Source organism: Leptospira borgpetersenii serovar Javanica, assembly GCF_003046425.1.
Classification (GTDB): Bacteria; Spirochaetota; Leptospiria; order Leptospirales; family Leptospiraceae; genus Leptospira; species Leptospira borgpetersenii.
Map to the genome: position 1 here is coordinate 115,001 of NZ_QAJG01000003.1, position 10,000 is coordinate 125,000.

Below are 10,000 nucleotides of genomic sequence, written 5' to 3' on the forward strand. Positions count from 1 at the left end.
TCGGAATAAAACTTTAAAAACACATTCTAATTTTCGAATTGAACAAAGAAAACAAATAGGACGAACTTTCCTGCTTCCTTATCCCAATCCGATGAACACTACTTTCTTTAAAGAGAATTAGAGTTGTTGAAAAATTAATTCTCTATCCGTTTCTGCTGCATTGAAATGGATGTTTGAAGCGATTTTGTTAATCTGAATCATGGAATTTTTCAACAACTCTATTGTATTAGGTTTAAAGATGGAATCAAAAAATCCCAAATTTTTTCTTGAGTTCGTCTCGAGTTTGTTCCCAAACGACAGTTGTTTTTAAACCTAGAGTATAAGAACGATCCTGATCTCCTGTTTTGAGAAATTGTTCCGCTTCCGCGACTAAGGTCCTTAAATCCTCCAATCCGAAATTAGCGGAAACCCCTTTGGTTTGATGAAGTTCTGCTTGAAGTTCTACGTCTTTTTTTTCTTCCGCGAAACGAACGATATTTTTGATTCGGATTTCCATATTCGTGAGAAGGGATTCAACCATTTCTTTAAGCCAAGCGATTTCATCATCATCGTCACTCTGCTTCAAAGAATCCAATCTATTCCAGTCCACAAGCATATCTACGACCTCGCCCAAAGTATTTCCTATTTTCGCATTAAGAAAAGCTACTTTCCGGTAAACATTACGCCTGTTCAAGACATCTTTAAAAGCTTGAATAAAAAAGCAGAACCGATTTTTGTATTTTAGAGCCAAAGTGAGGTTTAAATGAAAATACATCCGACTGCCGTCATCGACCCGAAAACAGAATTACATGAATCAGTCGAAGTCGGTCCTTACTCCATTATCGAAGGAAATGTTTCCATTCAAGAAGGTACTGTAATTGAAAGCCACGTAAAAATTTGCGCGGGTTCGGAGATCGGAAAATTCAATCGTTTTCATCAAGGCGCCGTAATCGGAGTAATACCTCAGGATTTGGGATTTAATCAACAACTTTTAACTCGAACCGTAATCGGCGACCATAATATTTTCCGAGAATACTCAAATATCCATAAAGGAACCAAAGAGGATTCTCCGACGGTAATCGGTAATAAAAACTATTTTATGGGAAATTCTCACGTTGGTCACGATTGTATTCTAGGAAATAATAATATTCTTACGCACGGTTGTGTGTTAGCCGGTCACGTAACTTTGGGTAATTTTGTGTTTATCTCCGGTTTGGCAGCGGTTCATCAGTTTTGTTTTGTCGGAGACTACGCAATGGTCGCGGGACTTGCAAAGGTCGTCCAGGATGTTCCTCCTTATTCCACGGTCGACGGAAATCCTAGCACGGTAGTAGGTCTGAACAGCATCGGTTTGAAACGCGCCGGTTTTTCTCCGGAAGTAAGAAACGCAATTAAACAGGCCTATAAAATCATTTATCATTCAGGAATGCCGACTAGAAAAGCCTTGAATGAGCTGGAGGTTTCGAGCGACCCAATCGAGGAAGTAAAGTATATTATAAAATTCTTTAGAGATAGCGATAGAGGAGTGACAAGCCACAGGTGAGATTACTAATTACGGGGGGTGCAGGTTACATCGGAAGTCATATAGTCGCACTTCTTCTTGAAAAAAAGCACGAAATTTTAATCGTAGATAATCTTGAAAAAGGAAATGAAGCAAATCTTTTTTCGGGACCAGAACTGATTCAAGGAAATATCCAGGACGACTTCGTTTTAGAAAAAGCATTTTCAAAGCCGATCGACGCAGTCTTTCATTTCGCCGCGTGGAAAGCGGCGGGCGAATCGATGACAAATCCTTCCAAATATGCTCTGAACAACATCAACGGAACTCTTAAACTTCTCACTTATATGGAAAAGGCGGGGACTAAGAAATTCATCTTTTCCTCATCTGCGGCGGTTTACGGTTCTCCCCAATACCTTCCCATCGACGAAAAACATCCGGTTCATCCGGAAAATTATTACGGTTATACGAAACTTGCGATCGAACAGAACCTGAAGTGGTACGAGTCTCTCAAAGGATTCAATTTTGCTGCATTACGTTATTTTAATGCGGCAGGTTACGATCCCGAAGGAAAAGTTCGGGGTCTGGAAAAAACTCCCGCAAACCTTCTTCCGATCATCATGGAAACTGCAGCGGGTATGAGAAACGAATTCGAAGTATTCGGGACCGATTACGAAACTCCGGACGGAAGTTGTATTCGTGATTATATTCACGTAACCGACTTGGCAAAGGCCCATGTTCTAAGCCTTGAGTATCTCGATTCCGAAAAAAAATCTCTCACGGTTAACTTAGGGTCCGAAAAGGGTTATTCGGTTTTGGAAGTGATTCGTCTTGCAGAGGAAGTGGTTGGAAGACAAATCTCTCATAAAATTTCTGGGAGAAGAGCGGGAGATCCCGCAAAACTTTTGGCTTCTTCGGCAACGGCTCAACGTTTATTGAAATGGGCTCCGGAATATAGCGAGGCCAAAACTCTTCTCAAAACGATGTGGAACGTATATCAAAATCCGGCTTAAAATAAATCACCGAATCGATCTACACTCCGGATTTACGGAAGTCACGTATTCAAAAGAGAGGTCTTGTAAGAATTCTCCTCCTGAAAATTTTTCTTTGAATTGAATTTTTCCCTCTTTAAATAATCGAACCCAGTCGTCTTGTAGTTTGTTTGCGATCGACGCGTAAGACCAATGCCATTTTTCCTCGTTGTAACCTTTGTTTCCTCTCGAAGTTTTCGGAGTATATGGTTGGCAAAAACCGAATCGTCTTGCGTTCTTAGACATCCAGTTATAGAACTTTTCTCCTTTTCCGCCTTTTTGAAAATAAGAATTCTCTAATGCATTTAGGTCTATATCCGTTCCCCAATGATGTCTTGAGGTTCCAGGAGCGCTTGAAAATTCCAGAATCAAAGCAACGATTTCCCGGGAAGTTTTTCCTTTTACGGTTTCTCTCATTTTCCTTTTTCCGGAATATTTTTCCTCCCAGATTCTCTTCTGATCCTTAAAGGAACGAAAAGCGGACACAAGGAACGGCCTTTGTTTTTCTTCCGGATTTTCTCTTTGATAGGCTTGAATTAGTTCTAAGAATTTTTCTAAAACTTCTTTCCTAAGATAATGAATTCTAGTTTCTCCCGGGTTGGAATACGCTGTTAACATCGTTTCCTGTTTGAAGTCTCCAAGCACATAGGCTTCGTTGGAAACGTTTCCCGTTTGAGAAAAAATTGCACTTTGAACAAAAAAGATCAAAATGGCGGAAAGTAAACTTTTCATACCTACTCGTCAAAATGTAAAACTCAAAGTCTCTTGCAATGGGTTTTTATCGGAAACCGTTCGTAAAATCTCGATATCAATTGCGGATACGACTCTTTTTGACCGACTATAAATCAATCTCCAAATTTTAAAAGAAGTCATCATAATCTTCGGTAAGTTCGTAATAATCGCGGAGTTCCCACACCTGAGACAAGTTCCATAATAAAAATTGAAATATTTCGGAATGTAGTATATTTTGTGAATTCATTCCCGAAATTGTTACTTTAAGCCCAAAGAAACTACTTCCAGGCGGGCGCGAATTTAAGTAAAAAATTTGAGGAGAGACATTTCCAATGAAAAAATACTTCATCACTTTTCTGATTCCTTTCTTTTCGATTACAAATTGTTACCTTTTTGATAAGGTCGGGCTTTCTACTCCGGATACCGTTTCCGGCAAAGATGCTAAAAACCAAATCCTTACCAGCGCTTTGATCGGAGCGGTTTCCTCTCCCGACGACACGGCGATCATTGCAATCATTTCACCTCAACTCGCAAAGATAGACGAAAATCGTTACTATAAAAAAAACGACGTCGACAATTGCGCAAATTCCGCTTTGATCACCAATCTTGTTACAGTGAATATAGGAGGTTTTACCTGTAATCTAGAACCGAGAGAATATCTTATTTGGTATGATTGATCCCGAGCATCTTGCCGTAAAAGGATTCCGAAAAATAAAGGCGTTTAGGATTGCCGCAATTCCGACAAATTTATCTTAAGATTCAAGTAACTTGTAAGGTAATGTTATAGTGGGAGTAGGTACAGAATTTCAATGTGTTGCTTGTGGAAGATTTTTTTTCGTATACATTCGGTCTTGAATTTGTAAATATTTTATAAATTTTGAATATTCTATTTTGGCTGTAATTCCATTTTACCGAATGCTGCCTAAATAGATATCTTTGCTATGAAATCAGAAATCCTTTTTTAGTTATTACGTTTAACTTCCATTAAACGATATTCATCCATCTTCCGAATTTGACGGCATTGGAGGTTTAAGTTCTTCGTTTAGACCCACTAATTTGAAAATAAAAGTCTTCCTTCGCTGAATCTCCCTCGAATTTCCTCTTTTTCCAAATCTCCAGGATTTCCGAACAAGATCGCATCTGCTCGGGTCAATTCGATCAGTTTGGAATCTTTTCTTAAATCTGCGATCCTAAAATCAGGAAGACCACTTTGACGAACTCCCATCAATTCTCCCGGTCCACGAAGTTGAAGATCAATTTCGGATAACGCAAATCCGTCCGAGAAGTTTACCATCGCATCCAACCTAACCTTCGCGTCTTCGGTAACCTTAGAGTCCGTCATAAGAATACAAAAACTTTCCTCATCTCCGCGACCGACACGACCCCGAAGCTGATGCAATTGAGAAATTCCAAAACGATCTGCGTGTTCGATCATCATCACTGTCGCATTGGAAACGTCGATACCTACTTCGATCACGGTCGTAGATACGAGAATTTGAATTCTGTTTTTGGAAAATTCCTGCATCACTCGATCTTTTTCTTCGGTTTCCATTTTCCCATGAACGAGCCCTACTTCGAAGTCGGAAAAAATTTCGTGTTTCAAGTGTTCGTAAGCTGCGATGCAAGATTTGAGATCCACCTTTTCCGATTCTTCCACCAAAGGATAAACGATGTAACACTGTCTTCCAGAAGAAACATACTTGCGAATGCGATTGTAGCGGAAATTCCGAAGGAATGGGAGCATTATGTTGCGATCTGAAACGGCGCTCCTTAGGAAGCCGTTTCACTGAGTTTAGGCAGCAACATTGAGTTAAAGCGCGGTTCAGCCTTTGCTTACACAAAGGCTGGATTCGCCCAAACTTCCTTACAACGCGCCCAAAACCCGCGGCTGGACAGAACCTTATATCGAACTCACGTTACTTTAAGATCAAAAACTGGCGGGTATTTGAGGGAGAGAGATTCCCAATAGAGTTGTTGAAAAATTAATTCTTTATCCTTCTGCTGCATTGAAATGGACGTTCGAAGCGATTTTATTAATCTGAATCATAGAATTTTTCAACAACTCTAATGAAAAAATATTTCATCACTTTCCTGATTCTTTTTTTCGATTACAAATTGTTACCTCGGACTTTTCTTCCATTCCCTTCTCCTGCGCAAACTTTCGGAGTTCTTGGGTCAGGTTCATCGAACAAAAATGAGGACCGCACATAGAACAGAAATGCGCGGTTTTCATTCGATCCTGCGGGAGAGTCTCGTCATGAAAGGACTTCGCGGTTTCGGGATCGAGGGAAAGCGCGAACTGATCCTCCCAACGGAATTCGAAACGGGCCTTACTCAAAAGATTGTCCCGTTTGATCGCGCCCGGATGTCCCTTTGCCAGATCGGCCGCGTGAGCCGCGATCTTATACGCAATCACTCCTTGTTTGACGTCCTCCTTATCGGGAAGTCCCAAGTGCTCTTTCGGAGTCACATAACAGAGCATAGCCGTTCCGAACCATCCGATCATCGCCGCACCGATCGCGGAAGTGATATGATCGTAACCCGGAGCGATATCGGTAACAAGAGGGCCTAACGTGTAAAACGGGGCTTCTTGGCAGAGTTTCATCTGAAGATCGACATTCTCCTTGATGAGATGCATAGGAACGTGACCCGGTCCTTCGATCATCACTTGAATATCTTCTTCCCAGGCACGTTTTGTCAATTCGCCCAAGGTTTCGAGTTCTCCGAATTGCGCCTTGTCGTTTGCATCCGCAATCGAACCGGGACGCAATCCGTCTCCGAGAGAAAAGGAAACACCGTATTTTTTCATCACCTTTAGAATTTCGTCGAAATGCGTATAAAGAAAATTCTCCTTATGATGCGCCAAACACCATTTTGCAAGAATCGATCCCCCTCTCGATACGATCCCGGTCACGCGGTTTGCGGTAAAAGGAATATAACGCAGAAGAACTCCAGCATGAATCGTAAAATAATCCACTCCTTGTTCGGCTTGTTCCTCCAAAGTATCTAAGAAAACTTGAATATTCAAATTCTCCGCTTTTCCTTTTACCTTTTCAAGGGCTTGATAGATCGGAACCGTTCCGATTGGCACGGGAGAATTTCGGAGGATCCATTCTCTCGTTTCGTGGATGTTTTTTCCGGTGGAAAGATCCATCACCGTGTCCGCCCCCCACTTGACCGCCCAATGCAATTTTTCGACTTCCTCTTCGATGGAGGAGCCGAGCGCTGAGTTTCCGATATTCGCATTGATCTTTACGAGAAAATTCCTACCAATGATCATCGGTTCAAGTTCGGGATGGTTTCGATTGGAAGGAAGAATGGCGCGACCGCACGCGATTTCCAAACGAACGAACTCGGGATTCATATTTTCCCGAAGGGCCACATAACGCATCTCTTCGGTGATGATTCCCTTTTTCGCATAATACATCTGAGAATGATTCGTATCACCCCGATCGAGGCGTGTCCGGATCCATTCTTTCCTTATTTTTGGGATTCCGTTTTTATAATCGGAAGGTTTCTTGTCGGAAAGCGAACCCTCCGTATGATACGATTGATATTCGGTCCCGTCAGTAAGACGAATCGTTTTCAGAGGGACTTGAAATTCTTGAGTGGATTCCATACATTTTCCTGACCGTCGGCTTGGAAAAGGAACTGAGGTAAGCTGTAAAAAACTGATACGATCCGAAGATTCTCCCGTTCAAAAACCACGGACTAAGGTCCATAATTTTATCCCAACGATAGAATCTTTTGTATGATCCGTTTTCCTACGCAGGCTTTATCCTGATCAGGTTCCGGGGACTCTCTCAGAAGCCATCACAGCTCCACCCCCAACGGTTTCAAATGTAGGATCGTATGACAAGAGTTCGATGACAAGAATAAAAAAAACGTTCCAATCAAATCGATCCATCGTAAGGTTTTCTGACTTGTGCCAGAACGTCTCGCAAACCGAGTGACAAAGCAGATGTGCCGAAGGCAAGCGAGAGCTGCCGAACAATCTCGAAGCGCAGCGAGAAGCCGAAGTTAGACGACGGTTTTTATTGAATCAACAAGTATTTTAATCAACCAACATTTCCTTTATAATCAGTTTCATTTTATTAACTGTTTTGGGATCTATTTTTCCTAACTTTTTTATCAGACGTATTTTATCTACAGTTCGAATTTGATCTAACACAATCCAGCCTTTCTTTCCTTGAAATGTTAATTCGACTCTTGTTGGATATGATCGAGATTTTGTAGTCATTGGTGTAATAATAATTGTTCCGATAGTTTTATTCATTTCATTAGGTGAGATTATTACGCAAGGTCTTGATTTTTTAATCTCATGTCCGACCGTTGGATCCAAATTTATCAAATATACTTCGTATTGAGAAATCACCATTCCCAATCCTTATCCGATAAATCTATTGAATCAGGAATAAGCAATTTATCATCTTTATTAGATGACATTGATTTAAATTGTTTTTCCCACCCTTCTCTTGGTTTCGATTTTAGAGGCACAATAATTAATTTATTGTTATCGATTAGTAAATCTACTTCTTCTTCAATATGGCATTCTTCTAAAACCGCTTTGGGAATCCGAATTCCTTTTGAATTACCTATTTTTACAACTAAAGCCTTCATAGTAATTACTATGTAATTACATTAAAATTTGTCAATCGAAAAGAGGCAATCCTCTTGATTTGAATAGAAGGGCAATTACAGAAATCGAACTTTTCTATTGAATAATCCCTTATAATTTTTAGTTCAAAAAGATTTTTAAAAACTGTCGCCTAATGAAATAGGCTTCCCGACGTTTGCGGTCCTGGAGCGCGCTAAACGCGCGAAAGGATTAGAACGAGATTTGAGCGAACCTTAGTGAACGTCTCGCAAACCGAGTGACAAAGCAAATGTGCCGAAGGCCAAGCAAGAGTTGCAGAGCAATCTCGAAGCGCAGCGAGAAGCCGCAGTTAGGCGAAGGACCAAACTCTAATTTAATCTTCTTCCAAATACATTTGTCCAATTGAGCCAACAATAAAGTAAATCGTAATCGCAGATACAAATAAGATCCATTGGAAAATGTAAAAATTCGAATTATACTTATTAGATAAAGAAATCATCAAGATTACCGCTGAAGAGAACAAACCCAAAACAATAATTAAGGTTAAGAGCAAAGAAATTAGCTGCCAGCTAAGTTTTTATTCGTTTTTACAATTCCAGATACAAACCTAACTAAGGTTTGTCCAAATAATACTATGTTCGCATAACCAATATTAAACGATATTCATCCATCTTCCGAATTTGACGGCATTGGAGGTTTAAGTTCTTCGTTTAGACCCACTAATTTGAAAATAAAAGTCTTCCTTCGCTGAATCTCCCTCGAATTTCCTCTTTTTCCAAATCTCCAGGATTTCCGAACAAGATCGCATCTGCTCGGGTCAATTCGATCAGTTTGGAATCTTTTCTTAAATCTGCGATCCTAAAATCAGGAAGACCACTTTGACGAACTCCCATCAATTCTCCCGGTCCACGAAGTTGAAGATCAATTTCGGATAACGCAAATCCGTCCGAGAAGTTTACCATCGCATCCAACCTAACCTTCGCGTCTTCGGTAACCTTAGAGTCCGTCATAAGAATACAAAAACTTTCCTCATCTCCGCGACCGACACGACCCCGAAGCTGATGCAATTGAGAAATTCCAAAACGATCTGCGTGTTCGATCATCATCACTGTCGCATTGGAAACGTCGATACCTACTTCGATCACGGTCGTAGATACGAGAATTTGAATTCTGTTTTTGGAAAATTCCTGCATCACTCGATCTTTTTCTTCGGTTTCCATTTTCCCATGAACGAGCCCTACTTCGAAGTCGGAAAAAATTTCGTGTTTCAAGTGTTCGTAAGCTGCGATGCAAGATTTGAGATCCACCTTTTCCGATTCTTCCACCAAAGGATAAACGATGTAACACTGTCTTCCAGAAGAAACATACTTGCGAATGGATTTATAAACTCCCTCTCTTCGATTTTCCTGAAACCATTTCGTCTGGATTGGCATTCTACCTTTGGGTTTAGATTTGATCGTCAAAAGATCCAAGTCTCCATATAGGGTAAGACAAAGAGTTCTCGGGATCGGAGTCGCGGTCATCGCGAGAATGTCCGGATTTTTTCCCTTGGAACGGAGAGTTTCCCTTTGATCCACTCCAAACTTATGCTGTTCGTCTATGATCACCAAACCCAACTCGGAAAAAAGCACGTCTTCCTGAAAAACGCTGTGAGTACCAATTACGAATAACGTATCCCCCTTTTTAATTCTATAAAGTTTTTCATATCGATTTTTTTTGGGTTCTTTACCAACAAGAAGTTCGATCCCTAAAAAGGGCATGTTTCCCAAAAAAGAAAGGATAGTCTGGTAGTGTTGTCTAGCTAGAATTTCCGTCGGCGCGACCATACAAACCTGGATCTGATTGTCCATATACCGCAAAGCAGTCAAAAGGGAGACTAACGTTTTTCCCGAGCCGACATCACCTTGCAAAAGAACCGCGATAGGCTGATCCCTTTTGGTCAACTCTTCGATTTTTCGAAGCGCAGAACTCTGATCTTCCGTAAGCTGAAAAGGAAGATTTTTTCGAACCGAGTCAGCTGTTTCCGACTTCGGCAAAGGCCAGAGAACGCGTTTGATTTTTTCCCTCTCTCTCTTTTTGTGTTCGATCAAAAGATTGAAATAGAATAACTCCTCGTATTTGAGTCTGTACTTCGCGGCATCCAAGGAAACTTCGTCCGTTGGA

The 10,000-nt window shown here is 40.9% G+C and carries 10 protein-coding genes, 1 pseudogene and 1 riboswitch (2 of these 12 cut by a window edge); of the genes and pseudogenes, 4 read left to right on the top strand and 7 right to left on the bottom strand.

The genetic code is table 11. From position 1 onward, the window contains the following. Positions 1-17: the 3' portion of a GDP-mannose 4,6-dehydratase gene (gene gmd, locus CLV95_RS03320; RefSeq protein WP_002735602.1), read on the top strand. 1,006 nt of this gene lie to the left of the window's left edge; 17 of the gene's 1,023 nt are visible here — the last part of the coding sequence; its start codon lies off the left edge, out of view; its stop codon occupies positions 15-17. Between the two features lie 227 nt (positions 18-244). On the opposite strand, the gene CLV95_RS03325 is transcribed toward gmd, so the two are convergent. Next, positions 245-595, bottom strand: coding sequence for an Hpt domain-containing protein (locus CLV95_RS03325; RefSeq protein WP_026054072.1), 351 nt, complete (start codon positions 593-595; stop codon positions 245-247). A 147-nt stretch (positions 596-742) separates the two neighbouring features. Between CLV95_RS03325 and lpxA the strand changes: the two genes are divergently transcribed. Together lpxA and galE are read left to right on the top strand one after the other, a co-directional pair. Continuing rightward, the gene (gene lpxA / locus CLV95_RS03330) at positions 743-1,522 is read left to right on the top strand and encodes an acyl-ACP--UDP-N-acetylglucosamine O-acyltransferase (RefSeq protein ID WP_002728327.1); all 780 of its coding nucleotides are present in this window, start codon (positions 743-745) and stop codon (positions 1,520-1,522) included. Beyond that, a complete protein-coding gene (gene galE, locus CLV95_RS03335; protein WP_002728309.1) occupies positions 1,519-2,490 on the top strand; it encodes a UDP-glucose 4-epimerase GalE in 972 nt (323 codons plus the stop codon). The genes lpxA and galE overlap by 4 nt, the downstream gene beginning before the upstream one ends. 6 nt (positions 2,491-2,496) lie before the next feature. Here galE and CLV95_RS03340 read toward each other — a convergent pair whose 3' ends face one another. After that, positions 2,497-3,240, bottom strand: a complete 744-nt coding sequence (locus CLV95_RS03340; protein ID WP_002728313.1) for a M15 family metallopeptidase — start codon at positions 3,238-3,240, stop codon at positions 2,497-2,499. Between the two features lie 332 nt (positions 3,241-3,572). Here CLV95_RS03340 and CLV95_RS03350 point away from each other — a divergent pair, with 332 nt between their 5' ends. Then, positions 3,573-3,917, top strand: coding sequence for a TIGR04452 family lipoprotein (locus tag CLV95_RS03350; protein WP_002728323.1), 345 nt, complete (start codon positions 3,573-3,575; stop codon positions 3,915-3,917). A 374-nt stretch (positions 3,918-4,291) separates the two neighbouring features. Here CLV95_RS03350 and CLV95_RS03355 read toward each other — a convergent pair. The 5 genes and pseudogenes from CLV95_RS03355 to recG form a co-directional block, all read right to left on the bottom strand. Beyond that, positions 4,292-4,957: pseudogene (locus CLV95_RS03355) on the bottom strand (helicase-related protein); the annotation flags it as partial. A gap of 366 nt (positions 4,958-5,323) precedes the next feature. Further along, on the bottom strand, positions 5,324-6,859 hold the full coding sequence (gene thiC / locus CLV95_RS03360; protein WP_002738394.1) for a phosphomethylpyrimidine synthase ThiC: 1,536 nt from the start codon (positions 6,857-6,859) through the stop codon (positions 5,324-5,326). A 125-nt stretch (positions 6,860-6,984) separates the two neighbouring features. Further along, positions 6,985-7,079, bottom strand: a riboswitch (TPP riboswitch). A 215-nt stretch (positions 7,080-7,294) separates the two neighbouring features. After that, positions 7,295-7,618, bottom strand: coding sequence for a type II toxin-antitoxin system PemK/MazF family toxin (locus tag CLV95_RS03365; RefSeq protein WP_011670965.1), 324 nt, complete (start codon positions 7,616-7,618; stop codon positions 7,295-7,297). Further along, positions 7,612-7,860 carry an AbrB/MazE/SpoVT family DNA-binding domain-containing protein gene (locus CLV95_RS03370; RefSeq protein ID WP_002753850.1) on the bottom strand — a complete coding sequence of 83 codons (249 nt, stop codon included), beginning with the start codon at positions 7,858-7,860 and terminating at the stop codon, positions 7,612-7,614. Before CLV95_RS03370 ends, CLV95_RS03365 begins: the two co-directional genes overlap by 7 nt. Before the next feature lie 696 nt (positions 7,861-8,556). Beyond that, positions 8,557-10,000: the 3' portion of an ATP-dependent DNA helicase RecG gene (gene recG / locus CLV95_RS03380; protein ID WP_002732919.1), read on the bottom strand. Its footprint extends 737 nt past the window's final position; only the last 1,444 of its 2,181 coding nucleotides appear in the window; its start codon lies beyond the right edge, outside the window; its stop codon occupies positions 8,557-8,559.

What these genes read in the sequence shown, in the direction of transcription:
- CLV95_RS03325 (WP_026054072.1), bottom strand. Translation starts at nt 595, where the DNA reads ATGCTTGTGGACTGGAATAGATTGGATTCTTTGAAGCAGAGTGACGAT.
- lpxA (WP_002728327.1), top strand. Translation starts at nt 743, where the DNA reads ATGAAAATACATCCGACTGCCGTCATCGACCCGAAAACAGAATTACAT.
- CLV95_RS03340 (WP_002728313.1), bottom strand. Translation starts at nt 3,240, where the DNA reads ATGAAAAGTTTACTTTCCGCCATTTTGATCTTTTTTGTTCAAAGTGCA.
- CLV95_RS03350 (WP_002728323.1), top strand. Translation starts at nt 3,573, where the DNA reads ATGAAAAAATACTTCATCACTTTTCTGATTCCTTTCTTTTCGATTACA.
- thiC (WP_002738394.1), bottom strand. Translation starts at nt 6,859, where the DNA reads ATGGAATCCACTCAAGAATTTCAAGTCCCTCTGAAAACGATTCGTCTT.
- CLV95_RS03365 (WP_011670965.1), bottom strand. Translation starts at nt 7,618, where the DNA reads ATGGTGATTTCTCAATACGAAGTATATTTGATAAATTTGGATCCAACG.
- CLV95_RS03370 (WP_002753850.1), bottom strand. Translation starts at nt 7,860, where the DNA reads ATGAAGGCTTTAGTTGTAAAAATAGGTAATTCAAAAGGAATTCGGATT.